The 17,115-nt window shown below is 48.3% G+C and carries 18 protein-coding genes; 15 read left to right on the top strand and 3 right to left on the bottom strand.

Going from position 1 to position 17,115, the window contains the following annotated elements; translation table 11 throughout:
- Complete coding sequence (locus tag MUB35_RS07085) at positions 1–1,155, top strand: cysteine desulfurase family protein (RefSeq protein ID WP_033142370.1); 1,155 nt, start codon at positions 1–3, stop codon at positions 1,153–1,155.
- Positions 1,156–1,174: 19 nt separating this feature from the next.
- A complete protein-coding gene (gene thiI, locus MUB35_RS07080) occupies positions 1,175–2,353 on the top strand; it encodes a tRNA uracil 4-sulfurtransferase ThiI (protein ID WP_033142371.1) in 1,179 nt (392 codons plus the stop codon).
- 65 nt (positions 2,354–2,418) lie between these two features.
- Here the strand turns inward: thiI and MUB35_RS07075 are convergent, their stop codons facing one another.
- On the bottom strand, positions 2,419–2,655 hold the full coding sequence (locus MUB35_RS07075; protein WP_018596059.1) for an HPr family phosphocarrier protein: 237 nt from the start codon (positions 2,653–2,655) through the stop codon (positions 2,419–2,421).
- Between the two features lie 164 nt (positions 2,656–2,819).
- Here MUB35_RS07075 and mtaB point away from each other — a divergent pair, with 164 nt between their 5' ends.
- From mtaB to MUB35_RS07030, 9 genes are all read left to right on the top strand, one after another.
- Positions 2,820–4,124: a tRNA (N(6)-L-threonylcarbamoyladenosine(37)-C(2))-methylthiotransferase MtaB gene (gene mtaB, locus MUB35_RS07070; RefSeq protein WP_033142372.1), complete on the top strand. Its 1,305-nt coding sequence runs from the start codon at positions 2,820–2,822 to the stop codon at positions 4,122–4,124.
- 120 nt (positions 4,125–4,244) lie between these two features.
- Positions 4,245–4,517 (top strand): IreB family regulatory phosphoprotein, encoded by a 273-nt coding sequence (locus MUB35_RS07065; protein ID WP_018596061.1) that lies wholly within the window; start codon positions 4,245–4,247, stop codon positions 4,515–4,517.
- Positions 4,518–4,519: 2 nt separating this feature from the next.
- Positions 4,520–4,954, top strand: coding sequence for a Holliday junction resolvase RuvX (ruvX, locus tag MUB35_RS07060; protein ID WP_033142399.1), 435 nt, complete (start codon positions 4,520–4,522; stop codon positions 4,952–4,954).
- Positions 4,955–5,054: 100 nt separating this feature from the next.
- Positions 5,055–5,321 carry a DUF1292 domain-containing protein gene (locus MUB35_RS07055; protein WP_033142373.1) on the top strand — a complete coding sequence of 89 codons (267 nt, stop codon included), beginning with the start codon at positions 5,055–5,057 and terminating at the stop codon, positions 5,319–5,321.
- A 23-nt stretch (positions 5,322–5,344) separates the two neighbouring features.
- Complete coding sequence (locus tag MUB35_RS07050) at positions 5,345–7,012, top strand: ribonuclease J (protein WP_033142374.1); 1,668 nt, start codon at positions 5,345–5,347, stop codon at positions 7,010–7,012.
- A gap of 4 nt (positions 7,013–7,016) precedes the next feature.
- Positions 7,017–7,355, top strand: a complete 339-nt coding sequence (locus MUB35_RS07045) for a YlbF family regulator (RefSeq protein ID WP_033142375.1) — start codon at positions 7,017–7,019, stop codon at positions 7,353–7,355.
- A gap of 66 nt (positions 7,356–7,421) precedes the next feature.
- On the top strand, positions 7,422–7,898 hold the full coding sequence (locus tag MUB35_RS07040; RefSeq protein WP_052099587.1) for an endolytic transglycosylase MltG: 477 nt from the start codon (positions 7,422–7,424) through the stop codon (positions 7,896–7,898).
- Between the two features lie 14 nt (positions 7,899–7,912).
- On the top strand, positions 7,913–8,569 hold the full coding sequence (locus MUB35_RS07035) for an O-methyltransferase (RefSeq protein ID WP_244805952.1): 657 nt from the start codon (positions 7,913–7,915) through the stop codon (positions 8,567–8,569).
- A 1-nt stretch (position 8,570) separates the two neighbouring features.
- Positions 8,571–9,812, top strand: a complete 1,242-nt coding sequence (locus MUB35_RS07030) for a peptidase U32 family protein (protein WP_033142377.1) — start codon at positions 8,571–8,573, stop codon at positions 9,810–9,812.
- Here the strand turns inward: MUB35_RS07030 and sigK are convergent.
- Both sigK and MUB35_RS07020 read right to left on the bottom strand, forming a co-directional pair.
- Positions 9,780–10,406 carry an RNA polymerase sporulation sigma factor SigK gene (gene sigK, locus MUB35_RS07025; protein WP_033142378.1) on the bottom strand — a complete coding sequence of 209 codons (627 nt, stop codon included), beginning with the start codon at positions 10,404–10,406 and terminating at the stop codon, positions 9,780–9,782. The genes MUB35_RS07030 and sigK overlap by 33 nt on opposite strands.
- A 98-nt stretch (positions 10,407–10,504) precedes the next feature.
- The gene (locus MUB35_RS07020) at positions 10,505–10,771 is read right to left on the bottom strand and encodes a helix-turn-helix domain-containing protein (protein ID WP_081960452.1); all 267 of its coding nucleotides are present in this window, start codon (positions 10,769–10,771) and stop codon (positions 10,505–10,507) included.
- Between the two features lie 214 nt (positions 10,772–10,985).
- Here MUB35_RS07020 and MUB35_RS07015 point away from each other — a divergent pair, with 214 nt between their 5' ends.
- The 4 genes from MUB35_RS07015 (at position 10,986) to topA (ending at position 16,893) form a co-directional block, all read left to right on the top strand.
- Positions 10,986–11,846 (top strand): AraC family transcriptional regulator, encoded by an 861-nt coding sequence (locus tag MUB35_RS07015; protein ID WP_244805951.1) that lies wholly within the window; start codon positions 10,986–10,988, stop codon positions 11,844–11,846.
- Between the two features lie 544 nt (positions 11,847–12,390).
- Entirely contained in the window at positions 12,391–13,917 is a 1,527-nt protein-coding gene (locus tag MUB35_RS07010; RefSeq protein ID WP_118593774.1) for a YifB family Mg chelatase-like AAA ATPase, read from the top strand.
- Complete coding sequence (gene dprA / locus MUB35_RS07005; protein WP_103733226.1) at positions 13,914–14,801, top strand: DNA-processing protein DprA; 888 nt, start codon at positions 13,914–13,916, stop codon at positions 14,799–14,801. Before MUB35_RS07010 ends, dprA begins: the two co-directional genes overlap by 4 nt.
- Before the next feature lies 1 nt (position 14,802).
- Positions 14,803–16,893, top strand: a complete 2,091-nt coding sequence (topA, locus tag MUB35_RS07000; RefSeq protein WP_118593773.1) for a type I DNA topoisomerase — start codon at positions 14,803–14,805, stop codon at positions 16,891–16,893.
- Positions 16,894–17,115: the final 222 nt, after the last annotated feature.

Below are 17,115 nucleotides of genomic sequence, written 5' to 3'. Positions count from 1 at the left end.
ATGGAAGCGTATCTGGACAACTCAGCCACCACAAAATGTTTTGAAGAGGTAAAGGACATTGTGGTGAAAACCATGATGGAGGATTACGGCAACCCATCAGCCATGCATTTAAAAGGCGTGGAAGCGGAACGGTATGTGAAGGAAGCAGCCTCCGCCATTGCCAAAACCCTGAAAGTACAGGAAAAAGAGATTTTCTTCACCTCCGGTGGAACAGAATCGGACAACTGGGCCCTTGTGGGTACTGCGTATGCCAACTGCAGGCAGGGAAAGCACATCATTACCACATCTTTTGAGCACGCGGCAGTCTCTGCCCCTCTGGAATGGCTGAAGGAACAGGGGTATGAGATCACGGTCATTCCGGTGGATGAGAGAGGAAATCTGTCCCTGGAAAAACTGGAGGCAGCAATCCGCCCTGATACGATCCTGGTATCCACCATGTATGTGAATAATGAGATGGGAGCGGTTGTGCCTGTGGAGGCAGTGGCTAAGCTGGTACATGACAGGAACCCGAAGACCGTATACCATGTGGATGCCATACAGGGATACGGAAAGTACAGGATCTATCCGAAGCGTATGGGGATCGATCTGCTCTCTGTGAGCAGCCATAAGATCCATGGGCCGAAGGGCGTGGGATTCCTGTATGTCAGCGAAAAGGTTAAGATCCATCCCATGATCCTGGGAGGCGGGCAGCAGAAGGGCATGCGTTCCGGCACAGACAATGTACCGGGGATTGCGGGCCTTGGCACTGCGGCACGCATGGTCTATGAGAACCATGAGGAAAAAATGGAAAAGCTGAGAGCGCTTAAGACTTATCTGGCAAAGAACCTGTCGGAAATGGAGCGGGTGGTTATCAACGGGCCGCTGCCGAAGGACGGGGCACCTCACATTATAAATGCCAGCTTTCTGGGCGTGAGGAGCGAAGTGCTGCTGCACACCCTGGAGGACAAGGGAATCTATGTATCTGCGGGAAGTGCCTGTTCCAGCCACAAGCGGGCAGCAAGCGCCTCCATGACAGCCATATCCGCCGACCAGGAACGGCGGGAATCGGCCATTCGTTTCAGCCTCAGTGAATTTACCACAAAAGAGGAGCTTGATTATACACTGGAGCAGATCAGAACTGTACTGCCTGTGCTCCGGAAGTATGCAAGGCACTGATAAAGGAAAGGAATAGAATATGTATAAAGCATTTTTAATAAAATACGCGGAGATAGCGATCAAGGGAAAGAACCGCTATATCTTCGAGGACGCTCTGGTGGACCAGATCCGCCACGTGTTAAAGGGCGTGGATGGAGAATTTGACGTGGTGAAGGAGAGGGGCAGGATCTATGTGTTTGCCCGGGGAGAATATGATTATGAGGAGACTGTGGAGGCGCTGAAGCGGGTGTTCGGTATCTTCGGCATCTGTCCTGCTGTTGTGCTTCAGGACCAGGGATACGAGGAGCTGGCGAAGGCCGTTGTATCCTACACACAGGAGGTTTACGGTGATAAGACCATGACCTTTAAGATGGATGTGAGGAGAACGAAAAAGAGTTATCCCATGAATTCCATGGAACTGAATGCGGAGCTGGGCGGAGAGATCCTGGATGCCTGCCCCAATATGAAAGTGGATGTGCACAAACCGGATGTGTTTATCCATGTGGAGATCAGGGATAAGATATATCTGTATTCCCAGGTGATCCCGGGACCCGGCGGCATGCCTGTGGGCACCGGCGGCAGAGCCATGCTTCTTCTGTCCGGCGGCATTGACAGCCCGGTGGCCGGCTATATGATCGCAAAACGCGGTGTAAAGATTGACGCTGTGTATTTCCACGCGCCGCCGTACACCAGCGAACGCGCGAAACAGAAGGTTGTGGACCTGGCTAAACTGGTGGCACGCTACAGCGGCCCCATCCGTCTGCATGTGGTCAATTTCACGGATATTCAGTTATATATTTATGAAAAGTGCCCTCATGAGGAGCTGACCATCATTATGCGCCGCTATATGATGAAGATCGCTGAGGCATTTGCGGAGAAGGACGGCTGTCTGGGACTGATAACCGGAGAGAGCATAGGACAGGTTGCAAGTCAGACCATGCAGAGCCTGGCAGCCACAAATGAAGTGTGCATCATGCCTGTATTCCGCCCGGTGATCGGATTTGACAAGCAGGAGATCGTGGATGTGGCTCTGAAGATCAACACATATGAGACTTCCATCCTTCCCTATGAGGATTGCTGTACCATTTTCGTGGCCAAACATCCTGTGACAAAGCCGAGCCTGAAGGTCATCAAGCGTTCTGAGGAAAAACTTCAGGAGAAGATAGAAGAGATGATGGAGGAAGCCATCCAAACGGCAGAGACGATCATCTGTGAATAAATAAGCAGAAAAAAAGGACTGCCCTCGGGCAGTCCTGGCTGTTGCTTTGTCGGAATGAATCTCGATTAGTCTACTAAATATGGTTTTAATACAGTTAAGATGTCATCTAAAGCGCCATCAGCTGCATGGATGTTCAAGTCAATAGCTTTGGATAAATCTAAGCTGAAGATACCCATGATGGACTTAGCGTCGATAACGTATCTTCCGGATACTAAATCAAAATCATAATCAAATTTTGTAATTTCATTCACGAATGATTTTACTTTGTCGATAGAATTCAGTGAAATTTTTACTGTTTTCATTGGAAAAATCCTCCCTTACCTATTCCGTTTTTTGCTTCTTACAAGACTTATGTTACCGTTTATGGCAAAAAAAGTCAATATAAAAAAGGGAGAAATAAAATACAAAGAATATGACAACTATTCGTCAAAACGCTTAACGAATTATCACGATAAAGAGGTTTAGAATGAAAAAAAAAGTAGCATTGCACAATTTGGGCTGTAAAGTCAACGCTTACGAGATAGAAGCCATGCAGCAGATGCTGGAACAGGCAGGGTATGAGATCGTGCCTTTTGCGCCCGGGGCGGACATTTATATCATCAATACCTGTACGGTCACCAACATTGCGGATAGGAAATCAAGGCAGATGCTCCACAAGGCCAAGAAGATGAATCCGGATGCCGTGGTGGTGGCAGCAGGCTGCTATGTACAGGCAAAAAAAGATGAGGCACAGATAGATGAGGCCATTGATATTGTGCTGGGAAACAACAAAAAACAGGATCTGCTGGCTGTATTAGAGCAGTATGACAGGGAAAAGGGCCAGGAAAAAGAACTGATAGACTTAAAAGAACCGGTGGCATATGAGGAACTGAAGCTCTCCTCCACAGGGGAGCACACCAGAGCTTACCTGAAAGTGCAGGACGGATGCAATCAGTTCTGCAGCTACTGTATTATCCCCTATGTGAGGGGGCGTGTGAGAAGCCGGAAAAGGCAGGAGATCGTAGACGAGGTGAAACGGCTTGTTAAGAACGGCTACCAGGAATTTGTCCTCACAGGCATCCACCTGAGTTCCTACGGTGTGGACTGCAGTGATTCGCTTCTTCAGCTCATTCTGGCTGTCCATGAGATCGAGGGAGTGAAAAGAATTCGCCTGGGATCTTTAGAACCCCGTATTATTACGGAAGAATTTGTCAAAACTATAAGCAGCTTATCTAAAATATGTCCTCATTTCCATCTGTCCCTGCAGAGCGGCTGCGATGAAACCCTGAAACGTATGAACAGGAGATACACTGCCGGAGAGTACCTGGACGGCTGTGCACTTCTGCGTAAATATTTTGACCATCCGGCTCTCACCACGGATGTGATCGTGGGATTTCCCCAGGAGTCAGAGGAAGAATTTGAAAAGTCCAGAGACATGATAGAGCGCACGGGCTTTTACGAGACCCATATCTTCAAATATTCCAGACGGGAGGGCACCCGGGCTGACCGCATGGAAGGACAGATACCGGAACAGGTAAAGACAGCCAGAAGTCATGTGCTGATAGAGCTGGGAAAACAGCAGAAACAGAAATTTATGGAATATTATCTCGGCAGGGAAGTGGAGATCCTCTTTGAGGAGCAGGCCCAGATCCATGGTAAAACATATTGGATCGGCCATACCAGAGAGTATTTGAAAGTGGCAGCAGAGACAAAAGAAAGCCTGGAGAATTGCATAAAAATTGGCAAAATTGGCGGATTTGTCGAAGATGGCGTTTTTATTTGCGCAATATAATGGTTGAATTTCCCTCCAAGATATATTAGAATAAGGATATGGTTTAGAGAACTATCCGGCGGTTGCGATCCGAATAGGTAACCCGAATAGTTACAAGTTTAGATAAGGGCGTGAGAGATTATGGAGAATAATTTAGGAAATACTCAATATTTCAAAGTGAAGACAGAACCGGAAGTCCGGGTAAAGGAAGTTCTGGACCTGGTATACAATGCTATGGCGGAGAAAGGATATAATCCGGTAAACCAGATCGTTGGTTACATCATGTCCGGCGACCCGACTTATATCACCAGCTACAAGGGTGCCAGAAGTACCATTATGAAAGTAGAGCGTGATGAGTTAGTGGAGGAGCTTTTGAAGGAGTATATCAAGAACGAATCCTGGAAGCGTGACTGATGATGAGAATCATGGGACTTGACTATGGCTCTAAGACAATAGGGGTGGCGATCAGCGACCCTCTGGGTCTTACTGCCCAGGGAATCGAAATTATCCGTCGGGAAGATGAAAATAAACTTAGAAAATCCCTTCGCCGGATTGAAGAGCTTGTAAGCGAATATCAGGTGGAAGAGATTGTTCTTGGATTTCCCAAGAACATGAATAACACCATAGGAGAACGGGCGCAGAAGTCTCTGGAGCTGAAGGAAATGCTGGAGAGAAGATGCGGACTGCCTGTGATCATGTGGGATGAAAGGCTGACTACTGTTGAGGCCAACCGTACGCTCATGGAAAGCGGCGTGCGCAGAGAGAACAGAAGTAAATACGTGGATATGATAGCTGCAGTGTTTATTTTGCAGGGCTATCTGGATGCAAAAGCAAACCCGGGTACAGTTTGATTTCAGCTTGATACCGTATTTGGACTATTGAGGGAAAGAAGGCTCGTTTCCGGGTTTGGGCGTTTATGCACGTAAAAAGAACGACAGAAAGGAAGAATGTATGGAGACAATTATTTTTGATGGAGAAGACGGAACAGAATTGGAGTTAGGAATTCTGGAACAGACAAGAGTGAACGGAAGCGTATATCTGCTGGTAGTGGATCCCGACGATTCGGACGATGAAGGGGCAGCAGCATATATTTTAAAGGACATTTCAGAGGATGGCGAAGAAGAAGGCTGCTACGTGTTCGTGGAAGACGATACGGAATACGATGCGGTTTTTAAGGTCTTTGAAGCCATGTTAGAGGACATTGAATTTGAAAATTGAACGGAGAAATTGGAGGAATTAACTTGAAAAAAAACAACAACTCAAAATTGAAGATCATTCCTTTGGGCGGGTTGGAACAGATAGGAATGAATATTACTGCCTTTGAATATGAGGACAGTATTGTCGTAGTGGACTGCGGTCTGTCATTTCCGGAGGACGATATGCTGGGAATTGACCTTGTTATACCGGACATCACATATCTGAAGGACAATATTGACAAAGTCAAAGGTTTCGTTATCACCCATGGTCATGAGGATCATATTGGGGCGCTTCCTTACGTGATGAAGGAGATCAATATCCCCATCTATGCAACAAAGCTTACGATCGGATTAATCGAGAATAAATTCAAAGAGCATAACCTGCTTAGAAGTACCAAGAGAAAAGTGATCAAACATGGACAGTCCATCAATCTGGGCTGCTTTCGTATAGAATTTATCAAGACAAACCACAGCATTCAGGATGCCTCCGCGCTGGCAATTTATTCACCTGCGGGAATCGTGGTGCATACCGGTGACTTCAAAGTGGACTATACTCCTGTGTTCGGAGACGCCATTGATCTGCAGCGGTTTGCGGAAATCGGAAAGAAAGGTGTACTGGCACTTATGTGCGACAGTACCAATGCAGAGCGCAAGGGATTTACCATGTCCGAGCGCACGGTTGGAAGGACCTTTGACAATATATTTGCAGAGCATAAGAATACCAGGATCATCATTGCCACCTTTGCATCCAATGTAGACAGGGTGCAGCAGATTATTAATTCTGCTTACAAATACGGCAGGAAAGTGGCTGTGGAGGGCCGAAGCATGGTCAATGTCATCGGAACAGCTTCTGAACTGGGATATCTGAGGATTCCGGACAAGACGCTTATTGAGATTGACCAGCTTAGGAATTATCCGGACGAGAAGGTGGTGCTGATCACCACGGGAAGCCAGGGCGAGTCCATGGCAGCCCTGTCCAGGATGGCAGCCAGCATTCACAAGAAAGTGACGATCAAGCCCAACGATACGATCATTTTCAGTTCCAACCCCATTCCGGGTAATGAAAAGGCAGTATCCAAGGTGATCAATGAACTGAGCATGAAAGGCGCAGACGTTATTTTCCAGGATGCCCACGTATCCGGACATGCCTGCCAGGAGGAGATCAAGCTGATCTATTCCCTGGTAAAACCCAAATACGCCATTCCGGTGCACGGTGAATACCGCCACCTGAAAGCCCAGGCAGGTCTTGCCCTGGATTTGGGAATTCCGAAAGAAAATGTGTTTATCCTGCAGTCCGGCGATGTGCTGGAACTGAATGAGGAGGAACCTGCTAAAGTTACAGGCAAAGTGCGCACAGGCGCTATCCTGGTTGACGGACTTGGTGTGGGCGATGTGGGAAATATCGTGCTTCGTGACCGCCAGCATCTGGCAGAGGACGGTATCATGATCGTGGTGCTGACTCTGGAGAAGCGTTCCAGCCGTCTATTGGCAGGACCGGACATAGTCTCCCGTGGTTTTGTGTATGTAAGGGAATCGGAAGATTTGATGGATGAGGCCAGAATTGTGGTGGAGGACGCCATTGATGTGTGCCTGGACAAGCATATAACAGACTGGGGCAAAATCAAGAATGTGATCAAGGACTCCCTGGGTGAATTTTTATGGAAGAGAACCAAGAGAAATCCCATGATTCTGCCCATCATCATGGAGGCTTAAGAAGATGAGTATAATCGACGTCTGCGTGGACAAGCTGGTGCATGCAATCAAAAACGGCGTTGTCTACAAGCAGTACTGCACGGCTCTGGAAGAGATCAAGGCGGTCCCGGGGCTGAAGGAACAGGTAGATGAGCTGCGCAAGCTGAATTATCAGATTCAGGCAGAAGGTGACGATATCAATCTCTATGATGCGATTGATGATATAGACAGCAAGATGGATGAACTGTGCAGGATTCCGGAGGTAAACCGTTTCCTGGAAGCGGAGCTTACGCTGTGCAGACAGCTTCAGAGTATTGACGCTTCCATTCATCAGGGAATACAGTTGGATATTCCGGATCTTTAACAAAACAGGCTGTTTTCGGCCGGCGCTTTTCCTGCCGGGCCGGAAACGGGTTATAAGGAGAACAACATGGCAAAAGGAATCAGAAAACAGGGTGCGGCATCTATAATGGCAAGCGGATTTTTCAGGCTGGCAGTTTATGCCTGTATTATATTTGCGGTCATTTTTGTGGGCAAGTCTGCCTATGATTTCGGGTATGCGATCTTCAATGAGGTTCCGATGGCTGAGGGAGAGGGAACAGATATCACGGTTGTGATCAAGGATGGTTCCTCTGTCTATCAGATAGGCAAGATCCTGAAGAAAAAGGGCCTGATCGAGGACGCAAAGGTCTTCGTAGTACAGGAGAAACTGTCCAATTATAAGAATAAACTTCAGGCAGGTACCTATATTCTGAATACCAATATGACAGCAGAAGAGATGATGGCAATTCTGGCCCGGGAGAATGTGGACGGCCAGCCCACCCAGGGTGGCGGTACAGACGGCAATTCGGCTGTACAGGATACCTCGGAGACCGGCGGGGAAGGCACAGACCAGGGAACAGAATAGCAGAGGAAATAAAAGTGATAGTTGACGAGAGAATAGTAACCTATATCAATTCCCTGGACAGAGGAAACACCCCCTTTCTCAATGAACTGGAGAAAAAAGCCAGGGAGGACAGGGTGCCTGTCATCCGCAGGGAGATGCAGAGTTTCCTGAAAGTATTGCTTCAGATAAAACGTCCCCGCCTCATTTTAGAGGTGGGGACTGCTGTTGGGTTCTCCACGCTTCTGATGAGCGAATACGCGCCGGAGACGTGCAGGATCACCACCATAGAGAACTATGAGAAGCGGATACCCATTGCGCAGGAAAATTTCAAAAAAGCGGGCAAAGAGGACCGGATCACCCTGCTTTGCGGGGATGCTGCCCGGGTATTAACAACGCTGGAGGGTCCTTATGACCTGATTTTTATGGATGCTGCCAAGGCGCAGTATATCCATTTTCTTCCGGAAGTGTTAAGGCTTCTCGGACCGGGAGGAATCCTGGTGTCCGACAATGTGCTGCAGGACGGGGACCTGATCGAGTCCCATTTTGCCGTGGAGCGCAGGAACCGCACCATTTACAAAAGAATGCGGGAGTATCTCTATGTGCTGAAGAACCATGAAGAACTGGAAACCTCCATACTGCCTCTGGGAGATGGAGTGACTCTGAGTATAAAGAAACAGAAACAGGATGGATAAAATGAGAAAAAAACCAGAATTACTGATTCCCGCCAGCAGCCTGGAAGTTCTGAAGATCGCTGTGATCTACGGCGCAGATGCCGTATACATCGGCGGCGAGGTGTTCGGACTGAGGGCAAAAGCCCGGAATTTTTCCATGAAGGATATGGCGGAAGGTATTGCCTTTGCCCACAGATACGGGGTGAAAGTGTATGTGACAGCCAATATCCTGGCCCACAACAGGGATTTGGAGGGTGTGCGGGAATATTTTGAAGAGTTAAAAGAGATCAAGCCGGATGCACTGATCATATCAGACCCCGGTATTTTTATGATCGCAAAGGAAGTCTGCCCGGAGATTGAGCGGCATATCAGCACCCAGGCCAACAACACCAATTACGGCACTTACCGGTTCTGGCATGAACTGGGGGCTAAGCGCGTGGTGTGTGCAAGGGAGCTTTCCCTGGAGGAGATCAGGGAGATTCGTGCCAATATTCCCAGGGATATGGAGATTGAGACATTTATCCATGGGGCTATGTGCATTTCCTATTCGGGAAGATGCCTGCTGAGCAATTTCTTCACAGGAAGAGACGCCAACCAGGGGGCTTGTACCCATCCCTGCCGCTGGAAATACTCCATTGTGGAGGAGACAAGGCCGGGGGAATATATGCCCGTCTATGAGAACGAGAGAGGGACTTATATTTTCAATTCCAAGGATTTGTGCATGATCGAGCACATGGATGATATCCTGACAGCAGGGATTGACAGCCTGAAAATAGAAGGGCGCATGAAGACCGCCCTGTATGTGGCAACAGTGGCCAGAACCTACAGAAAAGCCATAGATGACTATTTTGACAGCCCTGAACTTTATCAGAAAAATATGCCCTGGTACAGGGAACAGATTATGGGATGCACCTACAGACAGTTCACCACCGGATTTTTCTATGGGAAACCGGATGAAACTGCACAGATATATGACAGCAATACTTATGCCAAGGACTATACTTATCTGGGATATCTGGAAGACAGGACGCCGGAAGGGCTGTACCGCATCACCCAGAGGAATAAATTCCTCGTGGGAGAGACGATAGAGGCCATGAAACCGGACGGAGAGAACCGTCCGGTGGTTGTGAAAGCCATATATGATGAGGAAGGGAATTCCTGTGAAAGTGCCCCGCATCCCCAGCAGGTGCTGTATGTGGATTTGGGGGAAGGACTTGAACTGTACGATATTTTAAGACGGAAGGAAGCAGTTCCGGAGCTTTAAGACAGCATTTTTTTCAATACGGGAGACATAAGAGCGGCTGATATTCAGCCGCTTTGCTATTTCCCTCTGTGTCAGTTCCTTTTCTCCGTAGAGGCCGTACCGCAGCTTGAGCACCTCCAGTTCCCGTTCACTGAGCACCTGGTCCAGAAGCCCGTAGAGCTTTCTGATATCCTCCTTCAGCGAATAGTGGTCCACCACGTCTACCGGTTCATTTTCAATCACATCCAGAAGATTTATCTCATTGCCCTCCTTGTCTGTTCCGATAGGCTCGTAGAGGGAAACTTCCTTGTTGGTCTTTTTCTTGGAACGCAGCAGCATAAGGAGTTCATTGTCAATACATCGCGCAGCATAGGTGGAGAGACGGTTGGATTTCTCTCCGTTGAATGTATGGATGGCCTTGATAAGCCCAATGGTTCCGATGGAAATCAAATCATCTAAATCTTCCTCAACCCCTTGATATTTTTTCACAATATGTGCAACAAGGCGCAGATTGCGCTCTATGAGAATATTTTTAGCTTCCTGGCTGCCCCTTTTGTATTCTTGAAGATAATACTTCTCTTCTTCGGAAGTCAAGGGCTTAAGAAATGTTTTCAAGCAGCTTTACCTCAAAGGGATTTAATTATAGTCTATGAGCAAATCCGCCAAATTGTGCTTTTCCCACTCATTTAGGGACGGGTAGGCTGCAAAAAAACTCAGTTCATGCTTCTGGGATAAGGTTTTTTCTCGTCTGTCAGACCTGCAAGATAGTCCATGCTGGTATCCAGGGCAAGAGCAATCCTTTTGCACTGTTCAAAGGTGTAGTAGCGTTTTCCGTTTTCGATTTTAGAGTAATCGCTCTGATCAATGCCGGTCAGGTGCTGCATTTTGATCTGGGTATATCCCCTTTTGATTCTTAAGTCTTTTAATCTGGACAATTCATATACCTCTTTTCTTTTTTGAAACAGCCTGTAACCGTTCATCTTTATGCATCCGGTCGTCTGGAAGCCGCTTCATAAGGCCGGATGCCTATTGGCATTGGGGTTCCGTACGGTCAGCGCTGGAAATACAAAGATTTGTCTGAATGGTTACTACAGCTCTCCATTGTTAATCAATTATGGCGTTGTGACCTATTGACTCTAGGGTGAAATTGACCTATAATCTTATGAAAAAGAGTAGGAGCAGAGGGCTGTTTATATGGGCGGGAATTACAATAGTCAGCAGCAGGGAAGTGACTGTACGCAGGGCGGCATGAGCCTGCTGTCTGTGGAGTGGAGCTGTATGGGACAGGGGATGGCTAAGTACCGGACAGGGAGCGGGGAATATGCTTTATTTATCATAACCAAAGGGAGCGGAAGTATAACAGCAGGCGGGAAAGATTATGGCGTAAACGTGGGAAATGTGCTGGCGGTCACCCCGGAGACGGAAGTGAAAATCCAGGGAAACGCGCAGAATTTCTTCTATTATATCCGTCTGTGTTCCTGTGGTGCCCAAGTGGAGGAATGTGTCAGGGAGGCCGGTCTTGCCGGGGAGACGCCCCTTCGTTCTGCAGACTGTCTGGCGGAACTGACAAGGACAGTCAGAGATATGCTTGAGGCGGGAAGTGCGGATTATGTGGAGCGGCTGGAACAGAACTGCCGTGTGACGAAGATATGGATCGATCTGATCGAGGATTACAGGAAATCCCTGGGGCAGACAGGATATAAAGTGCCGGACAGCAGGGGCAGAGCCGGAGAAATACAGGAGATTGCCGCATATATGAAGGCGCATATGGAGCAGAGCCTGAAAATCGAGCAGATCGCCCGGGAACATGGAATGAACAGGAGCGGTCTGACCAGACAATTCCGAACCGTCATGGGATGCCCGCCCCAGCAGTATCTCCTGCAGGTGAGGATGGAGAGGGCAAAGGAACTTCTGCGTGATACGCAGGATACGATCGGTGAGATCGCTGCCCGGGTGGGATACAGGGATGCGCTGGCATTTTCGCATATCTTTAAGGAAAAATGTGGGATAGGGCCAAGGGAGTACAGGAAGAATCAGGCCCATGAAAACGGATAATATTTAAGAAGATTATGTGTATTATAGGTAATCGAGGAAGAAATAGCCGGTATTTGGTTCTGAAATACCAATAATTCTTAAGAAGGGTACAGAAATTATAGGTAATCGAGGAAGAAATAGCCGTTTTTTGGTTCTGAAATACCAATAATTCTTAAGAAGGGTAGAGAAATTATAGGTAATCGAGGAAGAAATAGCCGTTTTTTGGTTTTGAAATACCAATAATTCTTAAGAAGGGTAGAGAAATTATAGGTAATTGAGAAGGCATTGGCATAAATTTAGTCCTGGAATACCAATAATTTTTCAGAGTAATATATGATTTGCAGGTAAGCAGGGTGATTGGGTTTTATAATAAAAAATCCAGTCAGCCATTGCGTGGCAGAAAAAAATATGATACAGTAATAATAAGTCAGAAAGCGGATTCCCGCATTTCTTTCCAGGTGGTTCCACCGTTGTTTCCAAAACAAATGAAGCAAGTAAAAAGAGAATATGTACACCCGCGCCGGAGGGGGATTTCTGTCCTGCTGCGGGGGAAAGGAGTATCTGTATGTTCAGCAGTGTTATGTCAGCAGCTATCTGCGGTGTGAACTGCGTTCCTGTACGGGTAGAGGCGGATGTGAGCAGCGGTCTGCCTGTATTTAATATGGTCGGATACCTGTCATCCCAGGTGAGGGAGGCTCAGGAGCGGGTGAAAACGGCGATCAGAAACACGAAGATCAGCCTGCCGCCCAAAAGGATCACGGTTAATCTGGCGCCGGCAGATGTGCGGAAGGAGGGGAACCGGTTTGACCTGCCCATTGCAGCCGCACTTCTGGCAGCGTTCGGATACATAGAAGAGGAGAAATTAAGCGGTGTGATGCTGGCCGGTGAACTGGGGCTGGACGGCAGGATAAACAGCGTCAGAGGTATCCTGCCTCTGGCAGAGACCGCGGCGCAAAACGGGTGCTGGCTCTGTATCGTTCCTGTGGGCAACTGCAGGGAGGCATTGGCAACAGGAAAGATAAAGGTTCTGGGAGTGGAGTCCCTGCAGGAGTTTCTGGACGCGTCTGGCAGGGAAAAATGGGGTGTGGAAGACCAGAGGATATATGACCGGGAGAATCTTAAAGAACCTGTTTATAATGTGGATTTCAGGGAGATCCAGGGACAGGAGACTGTGAAACGGGCTGCCGTGATCGCGGCTGCCGGGTTCCATAACTTTCTCATGACAGGGCCTCAGGGTGCGGGGAAGACGATGATCGCCCGCAGGATTCCCACCATCATGCCGCGGCTTTCCAGAGAGGAGAGTCTGGAAGTATCCAGAATATACAGTGTCGCAGGGCTTTTGACAGAGGAACAGCCATTTATGTCAGCAAGGCCATTTCGGGCACCGCATCACACCATTTCTCCCCAGGCGCTGGCCGGAGGCGGCAGAATTCCAAGGCCCGGGGAAATCACACTTTCACACAGAGGCGTTCTTTTTCTGGACGAAATTCCTGAATTTTCCCACAATTCCATAGAAATACTGAGACAGCCCCTGGAGGAGCATAAGGTAATGATCGCCAGAACCGGGGGTTCTTATGAATTTCCGGCACACTGTATGCTGGTGGCAGCAATGAACCACTGTCCCTGCGGCAGATATCCGGATCTGAAGCGCTGTACCTGTACGGACAGGGATATCAGCAGGTATGCCGGGAAAATCAGCGGCCCCATACTGGACCGGATAGACATCTGCGCAGAAGCGGCCTGCATGACGTATCAGGAGATTTCCGGCGGGAAGGCGGGACAGAGTTCGGCAGAGCTTATGAAAAGGGTAGAAAAGGCATTTTTGGCACAGCAGGACAGGTATCAGGGGCTGAAGGTATGCTATAATTCGGAACTGTCCGGAAAACAGGTGGAAAAATACTGCAGTGTCAGCCGTGAAGGACAGCGCCTTTTGGAAAAAGCTTACGAAAAGATGAATTTAAGTGCCAGGGCCTATCATAAGATTTTAAAGACAGCACGTACGATCGCAGACCTGGATGGGGAAGAAGAGATCAAGGAAGCACAGATCAGTGAGGCTGTGTGCTACAGAGGACTGGAGAGAAAGAAGGTATGAAATACATGGAAAAAGAGAAGATTTTCTGCTGTTCCAAGACAGGAAAAGCCTATCCGGACAAGCTCAGATGTTTTGAGGACATGCCGGAATATTTGTATGTGAAGGGAAAACTTCCGGACAGCCGTAAAAAGAGTGTGGCTATTGTGGGGGCCAGAAGGTGCAGCAGTTACGGCAGCTCACAGGCGTATTACTTTGCAAAAGAGCTGTCCCGGTTCGGGATCCAGATCATAAGCGGAATGGCCAGAGGTGTGGACGGCTGGGCGCACAGGGGAGCGCTGGACGGCGGAGGAGAGACCTTTGCGGTTCTGGGCAACGGTGTGGATATCTGTTACCCCAGGCAGAATATGGATATATATAGAAGGATTCCGTTCCGGGGAGGCGTACTTTCAGAGTATGAGCCGCAGACACCGGCCCTTCCCTACCATTTCCCAAGGAGGAACCGGCTCATCAGTGCACTGGCGGATCTGGTACTGGTCATAGAGGCAGGGAAAAAGAGCGGTTCCCTGATTACTGTGAACTTTGCACTGGAGCAGGGAAAGACTGTTTATGCCCTTCCGGGGCGCTTGGGGGATACACTCAGTGAGGGATGCAACAACTTGATTTTTGAAGGCGCAGGCATTGCAAACTCCGTGGATATTATTCTGGATGAACTTCAGATTTCGGAAAAATTAAAAACAGATTTGGAGGCAAAATCAAACTTTAGGCTTGCAAGCCGGGAAGAAATGGTGTATAGTTGTCTGGATTTGAGGCCAAAATATCTGGAAGAGATTTTCCTTCAGGTAGAACTAAATCCTGGGGAAATTCAGGAAATATTATTGAAACTGGAATTGAAGGGGCTTGTAGCAGAGCCAGTCAAAAATTATTATGCCAGAACGGGAGGTTGAGATGGCGAAATATTTAGTGATTGTGGAATCACCGGCAAAAGTGAAGACAATCAAGAAATTTCTCGGTTCAAATTATGAGGTCATGGCGTCCAACGGACATGTAAGGGATCTTCCCAAAAGCCAGCTTGGAATCGACGTGGAGAATGATTACGAACCTAAATATATAACTATCAGGGGAAAGGGGGATATCCTGGCGGGGCTTCGCAAGGCCGCGAAAAAAGCGGACAAGGTATATCTTGCAACTGACCCCGACCGTGAAGGAGAAGCCATTTCCTGGCACCTGTCCAAAGCGCTGAAACTGGACGAGAAGAAGATGCGCAGAATTACATTCAATGAGATCACGAAAACTGCAGTGAAAGCTTCTATTAAAGAGGCGCGCGACATTGACATGAATCTGGTGGATGCGCAGCAGACCAGAAGAATGCTGGACCGCATGGTTGGTTACAGGATCAGTCCGGTACTCTGGGCTAAGGTGAAAAGAGGGCTCAGTGCGGGCCGTGTACAGTCAGTGGCCCTGCGCATCATCGGGGACCGTGAGGATGAGATCAATGCATTTATCCCTGAGGAATACTGGACACTGGATGCGGAATTTGCTGTCAAAGGCGAAAAGAAGCCGCTGATTGCCAAGTTCTATGGAAATAAAAACAAAAAAATGAGCATCGGCTCAAGGGAAGAACTGGATAAGATCCTTGCCGGGCTGGAGGGCGCCAGCTATGAAGTGGCTGAGGTGAAGAAGAGCGAGAGAACGAAAAAGCCGCCGCTTCCGTTTACTACCAGTACCTTACAGCAGGAAGCATCGAAAGTGCTGAATTTTTCCACACAGAAGACCATGCGTCTGGCGCAGCAGCTCTATGAGGGAATTGATATTAAAGGGAACGGCACAGTGGGTGTTATCACCTATCTGCGTACAGACTCCACCAGGATTTCTGAGGAGGCTGAATCTGCCGCTCATGAATACATCACTTCCCAGTATGGGCCGGAATACACTCTGACCCAGGAGAAAAAGGATGATAAGAAGAAAAAGATACAGGATGCCCATGAAGCCATCCGTCCAACAGATATTTCAAGGACACCTGCTTCTCTGAAGGAATCTCTGAGCAGAGATCAGTTCAGGCTGTATCAGCTCATCTGGAAACGCTTTACTGCCAGCAGGATGCAGAATGCAAAATATGAGACTACATCCGTGAAAATCAAGGGCGGAGAGTATTATTTTACCATGGCTGCCTCTAAGCTGAAATTCGACGGCTTTATGGCTGTCTATGTGCAGGAGGATGAGGAGAAGACAGAGAATTCTTTCCTTGCAAAAGGACTGGACGAGAGCACAGAGCTTTCCTTCCAGGGATTCCATGAGCAGCAGCATTTTACACAGCCGCCGGCACATTATACGGAGGCTACACTGGTAAAGGCGCTGGAGGAACTGGGAATCGGACGTCCAAGTACCTATGCCCCTACGATCACCACGATCATTGCAAGGCGGTATGTGGCGAAGGAGAATAAGAATCTGTATATGACGGAGCTGGGCGAAGTCGTTAATAATATTATGAAGAAGTCATTCCCCAGTATTGTGGATGTGTATTTTACGGCCACAATGGAGGAACTGCTGGACAGTGTGGGGGAAGGACTTGTGCAGTGGAAGACTGTGATACGGAATTTCTATCCGGATCTGGAGGATGCAGTGCAGACTGCGGAGAAAGAGCTGGAGGAAGTGAAGATCGAGGATGAGGTGACAGATGTTATCTGCGATCTGTGCGGGCGGAATATGGTGATCAAATATGGACCGCACGGGAAGTTCCTGGCTTGTCCGGGATTTCCGGACTGCAGGAATACGAAGCCTTATCTTGAAAAAATCGGTGTTCCCTGTCCTGTCTGCGGGAAAGATGTGGTGCTGCGCAGGAGTAAGAAGGGGCGCCGGTATTATGGATGTGAGAATAATCCGGAATGCGAGTTTATGTCATGGCAGAAGCCTTCTAAGGAGAAATGCCCGAATTGCGGTGGGTATATGCTGGAGAAGGGGAATAAGATTGTTTGTGCGGATGAGCATTGTGGGTTTGTGATGATACGGAAGAAGGATGAGGTGGAGCAGGAGGCCTGATCTGTGTAAGTGAGAGGGTGGCAGGAGCGGAGGTTGTCTAAGGCGGACGATACCTGCCGCACAAAGTCCCTGGGGGCCAGTCGGCAGATGGGGATGGACTAATGGAAAAAAGCGGGAAGAATGGGTGAACCGGATAGAACCGCAGACAAAACTGATGTTTTGTCTGCTCAGCTATCCTTAGAATTTGCTTTTGTGAAGCAAATTCTATCACCCATTCTTCCC

The organism is Blautia sp. NSJ-175 (assembly GCF_022867815.1).
Lineage (GTDB): Bacteria > Bacillota > Clostridia > Lachnospirales > Lachnospiraceae > Blautia > Blautia celeris.
Note: the sequence above shows the minus strand (reverse complement) of the source record. Positions and strands in the feature narration are given on the sequence as shown.

Bases quoted from the DNA above. Each gene is read 5' to 3' on its own strand.
- MUB35_RS07085 (WP_033142370.1), top strand. From the start codon at position 1: ATGGAAGCGTATCTGGACAACTCAGCCACCACAAAATGTTTTGAAGAG.
- thiI (WP_033142371.1), top strand. From the start codon at position 1,175: ATGTATAAAGCATTTTTAATAAAATACGCGGAGATAGCGATCAAGGGA.
- MUB35_RS07075 (WP_018596059.1), bottom strand. From the start codon at position 2,655: ATGAAAACAGTAAAAATTTCACTGAATTCTATCGACAAAGTAAAATCA.
- mtaB (WP_033142372.1), top strand. From the start codon at position 2,820: ATGAAAAAAAAAGTAGCATTGCACAATTTGGGCTGTAAAGTCAACGCT.
- MUB35_RS07065 (WP_018596061.1), top strand. From the start codon at position 4,245: ATGGAGAATAATTTAGGAAATACTCAATATTTCAAAGTGAAGACAGAA.
- ruvX (WP_033142399.1), top strand. From the start codon at position 4,520: ATGAGAATCATGGGACTTGACTATGGCTCTAAGACAATAGGGGTGGCG.
- MUB35_RS07055 (WP_033142373.1), top strand. From the start codon at position 5,055: ATGGAGACAATTATTTTTGATGGAGAAGACGGAACAGAATTGGAGTTA.
- MUB35_RS07045 (WP_033142375.1), top strand. From the start codon at position 7,017: ATGAGTATAATCGACGTCTGCGTGGACAAGCTGGTGCATGCAATCAAA.
- MUB35_RS07040 (WP_052099587.1), top strand. From the start codon at position 7,422: ATGGCAAAAGGAATCAGAAAACAGGGTGCGGCATCTATAATGGCAAGC.
- MUB35_RS07030 (WP_033142377.1), top strand. From the start codon at position 8,571: ATGAGAAAAAAACCAGAATTACTGATTCCCGCCAGCAGCCTGGAAGTT.
- MUB35_RS07020 (WP_081960452.1), bottom strand. From the start codon at position 10,771: ATGAACGGTTACAGGCTGTTTCAAAAAAGAAAAGAGGTATATGAATTG.
- MUB35_RS07015 (WP_244805951.1), top strand. From the start codon at position 10,986: ATGGGCGGGAATTACAATAGTCAGCAGCAGGGAAGTGACTGTACGCAG.
- MUB35_RS07010 (WP_118593774.1), top strand. From the start codon at position 12,391: ATGTTCAGCAGTGTTATGTCAGCAGCTATCTGCGGTGTGAACTGCGTT.
- dprA (WP_103733226.1), top strand. From the start codon at position 13,914: ATGAAATACATGGAAAAAGAGAAGATTTTCTGCTGTTCCAAGACAGGA.
- topA (WP_118593773.1), top strand. From the start codon at position 14,803: ATGGCGAAATATTTAGTGATTGTGGAATCACCGGCAAAAGTGAAGACA.